General features: G+C 58.9%; 10 protein-coding genes and 3 pseudogenes. 11 read left to right on the top strand and 2 right to left on the bottom strand.

Going from position 1 to position 15,474, the window contains the following annotated elements; genetic code table 11:
- Positions 1 to 479 precede the first annotated feature (479 nt).
- The gene (locus tag AA309_RS17795; RefSeq protein ID WP_047190366.1) at positions 480 to 749 is read right to left on the bottom strand and encodes a hypothetical protein; all 270 of its coding nucleotides are present in this window, start codon (positions 747 to 749) and stop codon (positions 480 to 482) included.
- Positions 750 to 3,493: 2,744 nt separating this feature from the next.
- Here AA309_RS17795 and repA point away from each other — a divergent pair.
- The 11 genes and pseudogenes from repA (at position 3,494) to AA309_RS33220 (ending at position 15,240) form a co-directional block, all read left to right on the top strand.
- Positions 3,494 to 4,708, top strand: coding sequence for a plasmid partitioning protein RepA (gene repA / locus AA309_RS17775; protein ID WP_244470400.1), 1,215 nt, complete (start codon positions 3,494 to 3,496; stop codon positions 4,706 to 4,708).
- Entirely contained in the window at positions 4,705 to 5,745 is a 1,041-nt protein-coding gene (gene repB, locus AA309_RS17770) for a plasmid partitioning protein RepB (RefSeq protein ID WP_047190362.1), read from the top strand. Before repA ends, repB begins: the two co-directional genes overlap by 4 nt.
- A gap of 192 nt (positions 5,746 to 5,937) precedes the next feature.
- On the top strand, positions 5,938 to 6,078 hold the full coding sequence (locus AA309_RS35880; RefSeq protein ID WP_200902006.1) for a hypothetical protein: 141 nt from the start codon (positions 5,938 to 5,940) through the stop codon (positions 6,076 to 6,078).
- Between the two features lie 778 nt (positions 6,079 to 6,856).
- Positions 6,857 to 8,074, top strand: coding sequence for a plasmid replication protein RepC (repC, locus tag AA309_RS17755; RefSeq protein WP_047190360.1), 1,218 nt, complete (start codon positions 6,857 to 6,859; stop codon positions 8,072 to 8,074).
- A 294-nt stretch (positions 8,075 to 8,368) separates the two neighbouring features.
- Complete coding sequence (locus tag AA309_RS33225) at positions 8,369 to 8,617, top strand: WGR domain-containing protein (RefSeq protein WP_084731356.1); 249 nt, start codon at positions 8,369 to 8,371, stop codon at positions 8,615 to 8,617.
- A gap of 543 nt (positions 8,618 to 9,160) precedes the next feature.
- Positions 9,161 to 10,321 carry an RHE_PE00001 family protein gene (locus tag AA309_RS17750; protein WP_052954799.1) on the top strand — a complete coding sequence of 387 codons (1,161 nt, stop codon included), beginning with the start codon at positions 9,161 to 9,163 and terminating at the stop codon, positions 10,319 to 10,321.
- A gap of 410 nt (positions 10,322 to 10,731) precedes the next feature.
- Entirely contained in the window at positions 10,732 to 11,460 is a 729-nt protein-coding gene (locus AA309_RS17745; protein WP_052954798.1) for an MBL fold metallo-hydrolase, read from the top strand.
- Between the two features lie 315 nt (positions 11,461 to 11,775).
- Positions 11,776 to 13,212: pseudogene (locus AA309_RS17740) on the top strand (IS1182 family transposase).
- Positions 13,213 to 13,441: 229 nt separating this feature from the next.
- Positions 13,442 to 13,753 (top strand): LysR family transcriptional regulator, encoded by a 312-nt coding sequence (locus tag AA309_RS37770; RefSeq protein ID WP_047190359.1) that lies wholly within the window; start codon positions 13,442 to 13,444, stop codon positions 13,751 to 13,753.
- 11 nt (positions 13,754 to 13,764) lie between these two features.
- A pseudogene (locus tag AA309_RS17730) lies at positions 13,765 to 14,924 on the top strand (IS30 family transposase).
- Positions 14,920 to 15,240 (top strand): DDE-type integrase/transposase/recombinase, encoded by a 321-nt coding sequence (locus AA309_RS33220; RefSeq protein ID WP_084731354.1) that lies wholly within the window; start codon positions 14,920 to 14,922, stop codon positions 15,238 to 15,240. The pseudogene AA309_RS17730 and the gene AA309_RS33220 overlap by 5 nt, the downstream one beginning before the upstream one ends.
- 12 nt (positions 15,241 to 15,252) lie before the next feature.
- Here AA309_RS33220 and AA309_RS36115 read toward each other — a convergent pair.
- A pseudogene (locus AA309_RS36115) lies at positions 15,253 to 15,474 on the bottom strand (hypothetical protein); the annotation flags it as partial.

The following is a 15,474-nucleotide window of genomic DNA, read 5'->3' as shown; positions in this document are numbered from 1 at the left end:
CTGTAATACCACTGTTGATGGAGGCTCTTGTGGAACGGCCCTCTCCTCTTTCAGAGAAGGTCTCGGTTCGTGTCCCACCCAGGACCAAGAGGCGGCTTGAGGCACTCTGTGTTGAGGAGAGCCAGGCGGAGTTCTTGCGTCGGATCGTTCTGGATTCTCGACAGGGTTGAAGAGTCAGCTCCGATCGAGGAATGGGACGACTATGGTGTGCTCCAAAGGCAACTCATCAGCGCCTTGGCCCACATTGATCTCCATCTCAATGCGAGGCCGGCAGGGATCGCACCGGCGGTGAAGCAGCGGCGCGAAAAGGGAAGATTATAAGAATATATCCCCCTGTGCCTTAGCTTTGGCGCGAGCCCATAGTGCTGCGGGTCTGCCTCTTTGGCATTTGTCTCACCGGTATATGGCGGCTCTCCGCCGGCTTTTGTGACATCAACGCCGTTGTTCATCCGTTGACGTTGTTCGTGGCGTCCTGTGAGCTAAACGATCAACGCCACTGCAAGGTAACGATATGACGACTTTCCCCTGAAGAGATCATCGCAGCCGCCGTCTCCCACCTTGCGAACCTGGCCGAGTGCCTGCGTTCGCTCGATCTCAGCGATCAAGTGGTTGCTGATGTTGTTTGCCGCAGCAACGAAGGGCTCGGCGGCTATGGTCCTCTCTGACTCGTCGAATACAGTCAGGTCCTCTGGGCTGTCCCACTCGATCTTGTGCTCTCCGGCCAAGTCTTGCTCGTGCTCAATGTCCATGGGCGCTTAGAACACGGTACTGGCATCTTATCAGATCTCGACGACCTTCACTGCACCTCGATCCCGGCGTGGAGTCATCGGATACCGAAGCGGTTTGCGCCGGACCCGGATCAAGTGCCCGTCGCGGGCCGGCACAACGTAGCCGAATGGAGTGTGTACTTGACCATGGATCCAGAGGGTAGTCTTAGGAAAGCGGTTCGGATCGAGGTTGTTCACGAAGAACGGGTTCAACACGTCGTGCTAAAAATCCTCGTGAACCGAACCTGAGAATGGCTCAGATACGTGATGATGACGTCAGCCCTCGCGTGTTCGAAGACGCAGAGATGGCCTAGGTGGAGATTATTCCACCTCTCTACGGTCGCACCTTCAATCTTGATGAAGTCAGGAAATCGGGCGGCCTCTCGGATCGTGTTGCTAAACAAGTGGGGCCAGAGTGTTGCCGCGGCAAACAGCACGCCCTGCATTGCGACTAAGGCACCACTATTTTTGGCGAGTCCGAACCGTGGAAGTCGTGGTTTCCGTTCACATGGATGACGGAGAGGCCGAATTGCCGCTCTATGTGCGCGGTAACTCTAAGCGGACAACTTGACCCTGGTGCGTATCGCTAGCCATGACGAGCACGTCGATTGGAACGACCTGTGATAGAGACAGGCCACCATAGACCGGGAACATCCTTTTGGGTTGATTGGGCGGCGGTCGTTGTGCTCGTCGAGAAGAGGGTCGGCGTTGCAGGCGATGCGGTTTACCAGACGAGGGAGGTTTGCAACTCACCTCACGGATGAGAATGGGACTTGATTGAGGGTTTGCCGCGGCAAACCTTTCAAGCCGTTTTCCATCCCTCGGGTGGTGATTCTTCAGTTCGGATACGGTTTTCGTCGCCCAACCCCACTGGTAGACCGCCGATTCGGGGATTCACGACCGATTCGCAGCCCAAGGCTTGGAACGGCCACGAGCAAGCTCGCGCCGGTGTCGAAGCTGAAAGTTTGCCGCGGCAAACTTTTTAATGGTGTATCAAAACATCTATTTGGTCCCGTAGGGGTTTTCAGGCTCAAATAGCCTCCCTGAACCTATACTCTCGCGTCAGCAAGACGAGGCCCAAGACTTTGCTGCGGCAAACGCCACGAGATAGGCCCACCAGCTTTCGGTCCTAGCTTGTCTATAATAAACACCAACCTTGCTCACTTGCGGCTGGATGCCCACCGATTGCAGAAAAGCAAAAGCCGGCAGCCCCAAAAATATCAAAAGCCTCTTGTGCCGTACTCGTAACCGTGCTGACTGGACAATCATCGGTAGGCAGGAGCGCGGAGATAACCGCCGCTCAAAGGCCAGGCTCAGTAACTCTCATCATCAAAGTCAAAGGGAGGATCGCCGCGGGTGATGAGATTAAGTTTCGAACAGCGATGCATGGAAAGACGCGCGGGGTAGTCCTATTTTCGAGCCGGTCGGAAATCTGCTCGCCGGCCTCCGGATAGGGAATGAGATTCCGAACGCTAGATACTCAACCGGCGTATTGGCGGACGCTGGATGTGCCTCAGTCTGTGCTCTTGCCTCGCTCGCCGGTTTGCCGCGGCAAATTCAGGCAGAAGGGAAGATCGGTTTCCATGCTGCGTTCGTCGCGGGGCCAGACGGCAGCTGAGAGACCGGAGGAGGAAACGCATTGATTGGAGCATACCTCGAGCGTTCGAAAATAAATGAATGGATGGTGGTCTATCTCACCAGCGCTCCGCTAGAGGGAATGCAGTGGCTAACAATAGAGGACGGCGAACGCGTCGGTATCGAACTCGCAATTCTCGGAAAGGGCGTTGGTCTCGGTCGCAGGCCAGCCAAGCCCCGTCAATTCAGCCACGTCCCGAAGCGCCACCAACATTCAGCCCAGGCCAGGTCACGCCAGCCTCGGCGCGCGCGTCAGTCTAACGCGTGAACAGTCCAAAACCGCGCTGCAGCATAGCCCGATCGGTGCCGCGCTCGAAGTGGTCCGACCGAAAGACTTCCACCGAGCCGTCCAGATCTTGTTCGACGGATACACGAGGGGTGACTCGCTGAAGACCATAAGGCCGCAACTCTTCTAACTCGCAGCGCCATACATCTGGAAAAAGCCGGCTTAGGCCGACGAGGCTGTCCTCGTTGAGTGGCATGGCTATCATTATCGCGATTTTGTACGCCGGGGACCCCGAGAACTGAAGAGGTGCGCGAGGAATGATTACCGCCAATTGGTTCAGCTAACCATGAGCGATGAACAAATGACTGCGTTCATGCAGAAGCTCCTCCGACCGCAGGTTGGCAGGACGAGTTCGATGTCAGAGGAACAGGCGAAAGAGCTCATTACAAGTGTCATGTCGTCTGTGATCAATCGAAACCGAGAACGCATCCTCGCAAGGGCGCCGCTGTACAACGACGCCTGGTCGTGTATATCGCAGTCGTTGGAAAACCCGACAACCCTCGACGAGCTCCGCCTTCCTTTGCGATCTGAAATTAAAGGCAGAGAGAGCGCTGCTCTCCCGTCCTGATACCGTCCGGGCTGCCCTGGCACGGCTTATTCTACAGATCGCAAACTCTAACAGGCGTGACCCCAGGCGCTGAATTTTGTGCCGGCAAACATAGCGTGTTCAACCGCTTCCGACGTCAACCTTTTGTTAGCACAAAACGAATTGCTCCTGCTACTCGAATCGGCGTAGCTTGCCATCTGCGGAAAAATGCGCAATCTGCTCTCAATTCCGCAGATGCGAGCAAAGGGGAAAAGCAGCGTGCCAAGCACAAAGAGCACCGAAAGTCCAAAGCCGACAGAGCTTCGCACCGTCGTCCAGGCTCATGCTGCTGATCTGTCACGGCAACTGCAACTCCATATTCGGAATTCGTTTCCCCCATCGTCCGACAAGACGATCCGCAATTTTTCCCCCTCCGAGGTTGCAAAGCTGCTGGGCATTCACGAGGGATATCTGCGCCAGGTCGCTTCAGAGGGGAGGGGACCTATCCCTGTAACTGTGAACGGTCGCCGTTCGTATTCGGTGCAGGACATCCACGAGCTTCGCAAGGTTCTCGATCAAGGGTCGCGCGGCACGCGTCGATATCTGCCTTACCGCACTGGCAGCGAACACCTGCAAGTCATCTCAGTAATGAACTTCAAGGGTGGCAGTGGGAAAACAACTACAACGGCGCACCTAGCCCAATATCTTGCTCTCCGCGGCTACCGCGTGCTCGCGATTGACCTTGATCCGCAGGCAAGTTTGACGGCGCTGTTCGGTGTTCAGCCTGAACTGGACGTCGGATCCAACGAAACGCTTTACGGTGCGCTCCGATACGACGATGAGCGCCGGCCGATCTCGGAAATCGTGCAGGCGTCGTACATTCCTGATCTCCATTTTATCCCGGGCAACCTGGAGCTCATGGAGTTTGAGCATGACACACCTCGCGCTCTCATGACCCGCAAAGCTGGCGATACTCTTTTCTTCGCACGCATCGGCCAAGCGCTGGCAGAGGTGCAGGATCTCTATGATGTCGTTGTGATCGACTGCCCGCCGCAGCTCGGCTACCTAACGCTCTCCGCACTCAGCGCTGCAACGGGTGTAATCATCACCGTGCATCCGCAGATGCTCGACGTCATGTCGATGAACCAGTTCCTGATCATGACCGGCGACCTCCTCGAGGAAATCGGAAAAGCCGGCGGTTCAGGCAGCTTCGACTTCATGAACTATCTCATCACTCGGTTCGAGCCTGGTGATGGGCCGCAGAACCAGATGGTTGCATTCCTGCGCTCTATCTTCGGATCGGCCGTACTCAACCATCCGATGCTCAAGAGCACGGCGGTGTCTGATGCAGGCATCACGAACCAAACTCTGTTTGAAGTGGACCGTCAGCAGTTCACTCGCGCGACATACGATCGCGCCATTGAATCCGTCACGAGCGTGAATGCTGAGATCGAAGCGCTCATCAATAAGGCCTGGGGGAGGGCTGCGGCATGAGAAAAGGAATTCTGATTGCGCGTACCGCATCCGAAGACACTCCGGTCGAGCAGGCTGGTGATGCCGAAGCACGCGCTCCGAGAAACCGTCTGCGACCGCTGTTGAATGCGCCAGGCCTTGTCACTGATCCTGCAGCGCGTCCTGTCGGTGCCCTAGGCCAATCGCTCAATGAGTTTCAGGCCAAGGCACAGCGTGCGGAGGAGATTGAGCAAAAGCTCGCGCAGGGGCAATCTGTCGTTGATCTTGACCCCATGTTGGTCGACCCCTCGTTTGTTACTGATCGCCTTCCGAATACAGACGGCGCTCATCAGCGTCTCGTCGAGGCGATCCGTGAAAACGGTCAGCTCATCCCCATTCTCGTGCGGCCTCATCCGGAGAAGGATGGCTACTATCAGGTCGCATTTGGACACCGGCGCCTACGGGCTGTTAAGGAGCTGGGGCGCCAGGTTCGTGCGATCGTCCGTAATCTGAGCGACGAAGAGCTCGTCATTGCTCAGGGCCAGGAAAACAACGAGCGAGAGGACTTGTCGTTCATTGAGCGAGCGCTCTTTGCACACCATCTTGAACGCAAGGGTTTCAGCCGCGCAACAATCACAGCGGCTTTGTCCGTTCACAAGACGGACCTCTCGACGATGCTGTCTATTGTCGCGCGAATTCCGCCTGCTCTCATTGATGCAATTGGGCCCGCTTCCAAGACCGGACGGCGCTCGTGGATGGCGCTCGCAGATGCGCTGAAAGGAAAGTCTGAGATCAAGAAAGCGGAAGTCGCCGCCTCGTCTGAGAGCTTCAATGCGCTCGATAGCGATGCCCGCTTTGCCGCTATCGCGAAGGCTCTCATAACACCTAAGGCGATAGGCGCCTCTATCACCATCAAGGACCCGAAAGGCCGTCAATTCGCACGCGCTGAGCGGACGAGTTCAGCCACCGTCTTGAAGATCGATGAGAAGGCTGCTCCTGCGTTCGGCCAGTACCTGCTCGACAAGTTGCCAGAGCTGCTCGTAGCCTTCGAATCGGAGAGCCAAAGAGCCGACGGTTAACAGGAAGTGAAGTTTTCCAGAGGAAACTGGTCGGATTCTGATTCAATCTTGCATTTTGACTCCACTGCAACTTCGAATCGTGCGTTCCTCGTTATGCACGAGAGAAGATGGTTGGCTGTGATGTCGGACACAAGAGCGATTGAACGGACTAAGCGCTTCCGCAAGCTGCGGCGGGAGAGGGGAGACCGGGAGATGAACGTCTGGGTCTCCACCGCTGTCGCTGCTGCTCTTGATGAGGCTGTTTTAGCGGGTCAGTTCAAGACGCGGCAGGAGGCCATCCACGCAGCTCTTGCAGCTGCTTTTGTCCGTAAGGAGGTAAACCTCACCAGTTAATCAATCAGGCAAAGCAAAAGGCCCCGAAGCTGGGAACTTCGAGGCCTTTGGAGTTACCGAGGGCCGGCAACAAGTGTCCTGAACAAGCACTTTATGCCATCCCGACAGTCCGTAGTCAATGAACATCGGCTTCCGGTGAATGCTCTTGCTTTGCCCTCACAAGGAGGGTGCGGTGCTCGCAGCATCGTTCAAGAGCTGGGCTCTCCCAGCGCACATCAGAGGAGACAGCAGCAGTAACGCTGGCGGTCCTCCTAACAGACACACGGTCATCAGCAGGCGCCCCGCCAGGCTGAGCGCATCTGTGCATCCTTCTGCGAGCAAGACATCGAACCGGCCTCCCAGCAAATCTGAGAGCGGTTGTGTCACCGGCCGAGACTGGTCCGGATTTTTGTTTCCTCCGCTCGAAATTCCTGAGGAATTTCAAAGGCCTTGTCGTTCTTGCTTCCACTGCGACTCTGTGGAGGCATGGATAGCGTCCTATTGGCCGGTTCTTGCGCGCAGTGATGAGTCGGACGATCAGGTCAAATGGGAAACCAACCAGAGGAGAAGCGCCACGGCGTGACGACGTAGGAAAAGCAAAGGCCTCCGAAGCGGCAACTCCGAAGGCCTTAGAAACCAGTGGGACAATGAAGCCCGACACAGCTTCAGAGTCCCATACAGCGAATCTGGTGTCAACGGGGAAACGGCAGTTTCTCCGAACATCTGAGCTTTGCCTATCGCCTCAAGAGCCTCACCGCTTTTGAGATCGGACACGCTTGGCCTGAAAAAGGTCAACGCCATGACGGTGCATCAATCGACAACACCCTTCGGTCGGCGGCCCTTGTCGCTGGCCATGGTGGCCGCGCGAGCGGTTTCAGAGGCCGGGCCGAAAGACGCAATGGCCGAAAAATGGAAAGTCCTCGACAATTTGAGAGAGGCAAAAGCTGCTTTGGGAATCTCAGATCGGGCCCTGAGCGTCCTCAACGCGCTCCTGACCTTCCACCAGGACACGACCCTGCAGCTTGGGTCGGACCTGATTGTCTTCCCCTCTAATCGAGCTCTAATTCTTCGCGCGAACGGCATGTCGCCCTCAACGCTGCGGCGCCACTTGGCGGCTCTCGTTCAATCGGGCCTGGTGATCCGTCGCGACAGCCCGAATGGAAAGCGCTACGCCCGGAAAGGGGAGGGGGGCTCGATCGAGCAGGCATTCGGCTTCGACCTCTCACCACTCGTGGCTCGAGCCGCGGAATTCCAGAGCCTGGCTGAGACGGCTCGTGCTGAGAGAAAAGCCCGTTACCTGCTGCGGGAGGAGATTACGGTGCTCCGTCGCGACATCTCCAAGACGATCGTACTTGCGCTCGAGGAGGATCTTGCCGGCCCGTGGGATGATCTCCTGGAGCGGTTTGACGCTCTTAACGAGACACCGCCCCGCAATGCAGAGGCCGGGCTTCTGGAAACGATTGCCTTCGATCTGCGCGCCCTCTGGGCCGATGTGGATAAGACGCTGAAAACTCAGCTTAAAACAGAAAATATGAACGCCAATGAGTCCCAGAATGGGCGGCACTATCATAATTCAAAACCAAACCCCTTTTTAGATTCTGAACAAGGCCATCGAAGAAGGCTAGAAGAAACTTCGGCGCTAGAACCTGAAGCCAAGAAACCTCCCATCCGCGCCTTTTCTTTGAGCTTGGTCATGCAGGCCTGCCCGGATATCGCAATGTACACAAAGGGAGGGCAGGGGATCTCGACCTGGCGTGAGCTCGTCACCGCGGCCGGTGTGGCAAGAGGCGCTTTGGGGATTAGCCCATCAGCTTGGGAAGACGCCTGTGCCGTCATGGGCGATGAAGACGCCGCGATCGTGATTGCCGCGATCTTGCAGCGGTCCGAAATGATCGTGAGCGCCGGCGGTTACCTGCGAAACCTGACCGAGCGGGCTCGAGAGGGTAAGTTCTCGGTCGGTCCCATGGTCATGGCTCTCCTTCGCGTCGCTGCGGGTGGTGGGAGAAAATCAGCATGACGCGAATGCAGCGCCTTGGGAGAGAGTGGCTGACATACGCCCGGTCGTCCAGCAAGAGGGCACTTGCACGGCCCAACTCATTACGAACACTAATGTCGGAAGGTGATACTTTGTCGATGGACGAGAGCGAAAGGGAAAGCTCGCTGGAATCGGGCATGGCGCTTCAGGCAGGCTCGTCCAATCGCGTGAACAAGCTCAAAGGACACGATGCATCACGGGTGTGAATCAGTTGGCCCGTGACTGATTCCAGCTTTTCATTAGACCTAGAACCTGAGGATCACGACACTTGAGCTCATGACAGACAAGCTCAATGTCTTCGTTTTGGAACGCTGTGTTCCATCACAGAACGTGTCGCGCTTTTACGTCCTGCGCATCGAGCCGTCACTCTTTGGTGACCCCACCTTGGTCCGGGAGTGGGGTCGGATTGGCCAACGCGGTCGCCAACGGATTGAAATTCATCAAACAAATGACAGCGCAAGCGAAGCCTTAGAAACTTGGCTTCGCCGCAAGCAGCGCCGCGGCTACCAAGTGCGGGGCTTGTAGATCAAACTAAGTTGAGCCTTCGATAGCAAAGATGCTCAGTGTTTTGGCAAACGAAAGACGGATAAAGAGTTGGTAATGGCGGAGGTGCCCCGCTCTCAAGCATACCGTCTGGCGCAAGCATTTCGAAATGGCTCGCCATTCCAATCCTGATCAGCCATCCTTTGTTTTGGAGCACGAGTCCTATTGCGTACGTTTCTGGTCACAGCTGTTGCCTCGACCTCTTGTACATTGATCGGAACCCCTTAAACTGATTCAGTTGAAGACGTTTCTCAAGCTATTCTGTTAACCAGCCGGAGAGGGAAGGGCTTTGGCTGAGCCCAGAAAAATGCCTTAAAAACAAGGCTTCTGAAGCCATTCGGGGCCTTCAACACTCACCACGGCGCTGTCCCGAGACGCTCAACGGCAGCGCGGCACTCCAGCCGTCGCAATGCCGCTCTGCAGGACGACGCGCGGCCCCACCTTCCACCGTAGCGATACCTTGCTTTGCTTCCGTCTGCTCAGCTATAGCATGCTTCATCAATAACTTAGCTGTTGGACGGAAGCGTGGCATATCAGATCAGGGCAGGGGACTTCGACGACGAGCCATTCCAGGTTCCCCGCACTTATGCCCTGCCAGAACTGCCGTGGGAGACGATCGCCGGCGGCCTGGAGCAGATCACGGTGGCTGTCCTGCGCTTCGATGCCCGGCTGGAGGCCTCGGGCCTGTCCGCCGGCTGGCAGTCCCGCTGCGACATGACCGAGGCGGTCCGCGCTCTCCTGCTCGACGGCCACTTGGTCGATGTCGGCGACCTGGTGCTGCACGATGCCGGCATGGACGTGCGCCACCCCACCCATGAATTGACCCGGGCTGCCGCCGCCCTGCGGGCCCGGAGGACTGCCCTGGCCCGCAAGCCGCCCTGGCCGCTCTCGATTGATGGTCTCGTCGCCCTGCGCGGCATCGGCCGTGTGCGAGGGGAGGGGGATCACGTGCGCCCGAAGGGCAAGCCGGATCCGGAGGATGACGAGGCTTATCCACCCTTCGCGAATGATGCCGATCCGTGGAAGGCGCACTTTGCCGAGATCGATGCCCTGCTCGACCGCACCAGCAAGGTGCTCGCGGGCGAGACGCCGCTGCCGAAGAGCCGCTCTCACCTGGTCTATGATCCGGATCAGGACGAGGCGGAGGCCGAGGACCTGTGGCTCGAGGTGGTCCAGCGCACCAGCCACTGGCCGGCCCTGGCGGCGGCAGCTGTGGCCTGGAATGCGTGGCTCGATCTCAATCTCTACACCCGTCTGCCGTGGCTCGGCCTGATCATGGCCGCCGCCATCCTGCGGGCGCGGGGACTGACCGGCCAGCTCCTGCCGCTGGCGGCCGGGTTCAAACAGTCGAAGTTCCGGCCGCAGGGGCGGGAAGGGGCGCGCGAGAAGCTGGACGGCTTCTGCATAGTGGTCGAGGAGGCACTGGCCATCGCCAACAGGGATCTCGACCGACTGATCCTCGCCCGCGAGCTGATGAGCCGGGTGACGCAGAGGTGCCGCAGCAACTCCAAGCTGCCGGGACTTGTCGATCTCTTCCTGTCCCGTCCGCTGGTGACGGTGCCGCTTGGCGCCAAGCTCTTGCAGGTCACGCCCAAGGCGGTCGACCTGATGCTGGCCCAGCTCGGTGGCGCGCTCCCGCGCGAACTCACCGGCCGCACCCGCTACCGCGCCTGGGGCATCGTGTGAGGCTTACCCCTCTCAGCTCGCTGATCGCTATTGCGTGCCTGGTGGCTGAATGAACGGCACATCCAAGGGCACAGCAGGAGGCTCGCCCTTGGGAGCATCATTCTCTGGCGGGTCTAAGGGATCGAGCGGCGGAATGGCAGGTGCGGGCTCGGGCGCAGGATTGTCTGCCGGCGGCATTGGGGGAATACCGGGTTCTGGTATGTCGGACATGGATTATCCCATCCGTGGATCTGTCCCATGGCAAAGCATCGATCGGCAGCAAGTGTTCCGCATGTGGACGGATGGGCTGCTGCTCCTAAGTCTTGAGCTTGTCTGACAGCTACGGATCCACCTGCTCTGTCACAAGCTCAACGCACCGGAGGCATCGATGCTAAGCTCTGCTCGAGTGGCCTTTTTGATCGCCGCCTGCGTTGGCCTCAGCCTCGCCAGGCCTGCCGCTGCCGCCGAGCTGCCCTGGCCTGATCGCCTCTCGAGATACTCTGTTCCTGAAAGCCGCATTGCGCCAGGGCGAGGTTGGCCTGACCTTCGTGGGCCATGCCACCTTCCTGATCGAGACGCCGCAAGGAGTGCGGATTGCCACCGACTACAGCGATGGCACCCCTCCGTCTGTCACGCCTGATGTGGCCACGATGAACAAGGCGCACTCCACCCATTTCAGCTACCGCCCGGATCCAGAGATCAAGCATGTCCTCAGGGGCTGGGACCCAGCCGGAGGTCCTGCCGTCCACGACCTGACCGTGCAGGATGTCCGCATCCGCAACATCTCGACCAACATCCGCAGCTATGGCCGGGCGACGGGATACGACGGCAACTCCATCTTCGTGTTCGAGACCGCCCAGCTATGCATCGCGCATTTGGACCATCTGCATCACACTCTCTCGCCCGAGCACCTGAAGAGGCTGGGGCGCATTGATGTTCTCCTGGTGCCGATCTATAGCGGTTACACGTTGGAAACCTTTGACATGATGGAGGTGCTGCGCGCGATCAATGCACCGCTCATGATCCCGATGCACTTCTTCGGGCCATCGACCCTCAACCGCTTTCTTAGCTCGGCTCGGGAGCACTTTCCGGTGGAGTTCAGCGACACGGAGCCATCACCCTGTCGCGGGCGACGCTGCCGAAGAGCCCGAAGATCCTGACCCTGCCGGGGCATTGAAAGACTGCCGAACATCTCCGAGCCAGACACTCTGACTTTTAATCAGCGGGTCCTGGGTCCGAGTCCCAGCGCGCTCACCACCTCAAACTCTTAACCGGCAGGGGTTTTGGAATTCTTCTGTGCCTGCAGTGCCGTGCCCCTTTTCTTTCGGGCAACGTCACGGGTAACAGCGGGCGAACTTCGAACATCCAAACGCCTCGACTCACGTTGCGCCGGGCAGCCGAACGTCCGCAACCGCGCGGAGGCTGTGTGGAAACGCGCTGATTTGGTAGCTTTCTGCCAGTTCTGGGAGGCCACGATGACGCGCTTCATCGAAGGCAGAGACCGCCGGCAGACGCTGCTCCTGCCTGAATGCCTGGACGACTAGGTCACGCAAGACAATCCGGTTCGGGTGATCGACGCCTTCATCGACGAACTCGATCTCCAGGCCCTGGGCTTTACCCGCGCCCAGCCTGCCGCGACAGGGCGACCCGCTTACCATCCGGCTATTCTTCTCAAGATCTATCTCTACGGCTACCTGCACCGGGTGCCGTCGAGCCGGCGGCTCGAGCGCGAGGCCCAGCGCAATCTCGAGGTGATCTGGCTCATCGGCCAGCTCGCGCCCGACTTCAAGACCATTGCTGACTTCAGACGCGACAACGGCGCAGCGATCCGCGCCACCTGCCGCCAATTCATCGTTCTTTGCCGCAGTCTTGGTCTGCTCTCGGGCGGCGAGGTCGCGCTCGACGGCTCCAAGTTCAAGGCGGTCAACAGCCACGAGCGCAATTTCACCTGCGCCAAGCTGGCTAAGCAGATGGCGAAGATCGAGTCGAGCATTGCAGGTTATATGGAGGCTCTCGACCAAGCCGACCGGATGGACGACGAGACCACACGCACCCAAGTGGAGAGATTGCAAGACAAGATCGCCACGTTGCGCGAGCGGATGCAGGCACTTCAAGCCATCAGCGAGCAACTGGAAGCCAGTCCTGACCAGCAGGTCTCACTCACTGATCCCGATGCCCGGGCCATGTCAACGAGCACCGATCCGAGCGGCATCGTGGGCTACAACGTCCAGGCGGCGCTCGACACCAAGCACCATCTCATCGTAGCGCATGAGGTCACCAATGTCGGGTCTGACCGGCACCACCTGACCAGCATGGCGAGCCAAGCCCAGGCTGCCATGGGGACAGTGGAACTCACTGTGCTGGCGGACCGCGGCTACTACGCGGGCGAGGAGATCCTGGAATGTCAGCAGGCAGGCATCACGGCGCTGGTGCCCAAGCCCCTGACCTCACCAGCCAAAGCCGAGGGTCGCTTTGGCAAGCAGGACTTCGTCTATGAGCCGGACGATGACACCTACCGTTGCCCAGCCGGCGAGCGCCTGACCCGGCGGTTTGCGTCGGTCGAGAAGGGCATGACGATTTATGTCTACTGGACCACTCGCTGCGCGGGCTGTGCCTTCAAGGCACAGTGCACGACGGGCCGGGAGCGGCGGATCCGGCGCTGGGAGCATGAGGCAGTGCTGGACGCGATGGAGGAGCGGCTTCGGGCCCGACCCGAAGCCATGCAGGTTCGCAAAAGCACGGTTGAGCATGCCTTCGGCACGCTCAAGGGCTGGATGGGAGCCACCCACTTCCTCACGCGAGGGCTCACGACCACGGCAGCCGAGATGAGCCTGCACGTGCTGGCCTACAATCTGAAGCGGGTGCTCGGAATCCTCGGCGTGCAGCCGCTCCTGGCCGGGATCAAGGCTTGAGGAGGCACCCCCACTCCATCTACACACTATCGCGATGGAGCATCAGAGCGCGCCAATCAGCGAGTTTCCACACAGCCTCGCGCGATCAGCGGACCTTTACATGGCTGCGCTTAGAGACAGCTTTTGACCCCATAGGAGACTTAAAGAGATATTCTTGTGGTCACGCCAAAGAGGATCGGCTTCCTGGGGCGGTCCTTGCACGAAGGAGCGCATTGCCGAATATAGGCCAATGAACCTGCCGGATTGGACGACCCTGCGAATCTTTCTCGCTGCTATCGAGTGCGGGAGCGTTACACGTGCCTCCGAAAAGTGCGGCATCGCCGTTTCGGCCGCCGCGAAACGTATCCAGGATCTGGAAACGGAACTCGGAGTCCAACTTCTGACCCGGGGTGCACGGGGTGTAACGCCGACGGCAGCAGGAGAACTCCTCGCCCGGCATGCCCGCACAATGTTCGCTTTCGGTGCCCGCCTTGGAGAGGATCTCCGTGCGGTGAATGGATTCAAGGGGTCAGCGCACCATGATCGATTTTTCAGTGCCTGAAAGGATCCATGATGGCGCGTATGGGGCGGCCGGGCTTGTCGGCAGAGCAGAAAAGAGAACTCTGGGCGCGGTGGAAAGCTGGCGAGTCGCTGAGTGACATCGGCCGTGCTCTTGGCAAGCATGCCGGGTCAGTCTTTGGCGTCGTGCTCGCCTAAGGAGGCATTGTTCCATCGCCGAGGACATGCTCTCGGCTTTCGCTCACGTCAGACGAACGCGAGGAGATATCGCGGGGCCTCGCAGCCGGGTGGTCATTCCACCAGATCGCGAACCGGCTTGGGCGGTCACCCTCGACCATCAGCCGGGAAGTCCGTCGGAATGGGGGCCGAAGGAGGTTCGTGCCACCCGAGCCGATGAGCGTGCGTGGCAACAAAGTTTGCATCCGAAACCTTGCCTTCTGGCAATCAACAGGTCCCTTCAGGGTGTGGTAGCCGAAAAGCGCCAGAACCAATGGTCTCCCGAGCAGATCTCAGGGTGGCTCAAGGCTGAACATCGCGATGACAGGACCATGCGCGTATCCCACGAGACGATCTACAAGAGCCTGTTCATCCAAGCCCGCGGCGTCCTGCACAAGGAGCTGACCCGCCATCTGCGAAGCAGACGGGTCATGCGGCGCAGCAAGACAGCGAGCACGGCCGGCCAGCCGAGAGGCCAGATCATTGATGCTGTCTCCATCAGAGATCGCCCTCCCGAGGTCGAGGATCGGGCCGTGCCGGGGCATTGGGAAGGCGATCTGCTTGCCGGTGGCAAGAACACGCATATTGCCACCCTGGTTGAATGCCAATCCTGGTTTGTCATGCTGGTTCATGTGGAGGGGAAAGACAGCGACAATGTGGTGAAGGCTCTTGTTCGTCAGGTGCGGCAACTACCTCAGGGATTGATGGCGTCGCTGACCTGGGATCGAGGCATGGAACTGGCCCAGCACAAGCGGTTTAGCGTCGCGACTGACATGGACGTCTACTTCTGTGATCCGCAGAGTCCCTGGCAACGTGGGAGCAACGAGAACACCAATGGCTTGTTACGCCAGTATCTCCCCAAGGGATCGGACCTGTCCGTCCGCAGCCAGGATGATCTCGACGCGATTGCACTCAAACTCAACACCCGGCCAAGGAAAACCCTTGGCTTTAGAACCCCTGGCGCTATGCTGGCCGAAGCTGTTGCGCTGATCAATTGAACTCACCCCAAGTTTACTCGTGAGCGACAAGCTGCCGTCCTACGGGGCAGCCCAACGGAAGCTGGGCCTCTCGGCACGCCATGAGCAGGGCTTGCGCAAGAACAACCGGGCGGAAAACTCGCACCCGGTGGTGCGACGACGGGAACGGAAGAGGCAAGGGTTTAAGTCGGCGGGATCAGCCCAGCGCGTCCTCTCCACCCATTCTGCCGTTTACCATTCGTTCAACCTCCAGTGCCATCTCATCCCCCGCCGCACCCTGCGCCGCTTCAGGACCGGGGCCGCAGCCCAGTGGCATCAAGCGACAGTTGCTGCCTGACGAGATCGACCTTCAGCTCCTTTGTTGCTTCACTTCAGTTCCCGTGACAGAGTCCGTGCGGCAGCCGAAGGTCTGCCAAACGATATTCGCCGGGTATTTTTGCCTCACCACAATCCACCAGTCCGTTTCAGGACGCGAGCATTCTCGTGACGGCGCTCCGCTACTCGGGATGATCTTTGCCAAGTCCCTATAGACAAAGTAGCCGGCATAGGGCGGACTCTTCAGGATCGCCGT

This window comes from Microvirga vignae, assembly GCF_001017175.1.
GTDB classification, from domain to species: Bacteria; Pseudomonadota; Alphaproteobacteria; order Rhizobiales; family Beijerinckiaceae; genus Microvirga; species Microvirga vignae.
This window is presented reverse-complemented; position numbering and strand designations above follow the sequence as displayed.

What these genes read in the sequence shown, in the direction of transcription:
- AA309_RS17795 (WP_047190366.1), bottom strand. Translation starts at nt 749, where the DNA reads ATGGACATTGAGCACGAGCAAGACTTGGCCGGAGAGCACAAGATCGAG.
- repB (WP_047190362.1), top strand. Translation starts at nt 4,705, where the DNA reads ATGAGAAAAGGAATTCTGATTGCGCGTACCGCATCCGAAGACACTCCG.
- AA309_RS35880 (WP_200902006.1), top strand. Translation starts at nt 5,938, where the DNA reads ATGAACGTCTGGGTCTCCACCGCTGTCGCTGCTGCTCTTGATGAGGCT.
- repC (WP_047190360.1), top strand. Translation starts at nt 6,857, where the DNA reads ATGACGGTGCATCAATCGACAACACCCTTCGGTCGGCGGCCCTTGTCG.
- AA309_RS33225 (WP_084731356.1), top strand. Translation starts at nt 8,369, where the DNA reads ATGACAGACAAGCTCAATGTCTTCGTTTTGGAACGCTGTGTTCCATCA.
- AA309_RS37770 (WP_047190359.1), top strand. Translation starts at nt 13,442, where the DNA reads ATGAACCTGCCGGATTGGACGACCCTGCGAATCTTTCTCGCTGCTATC.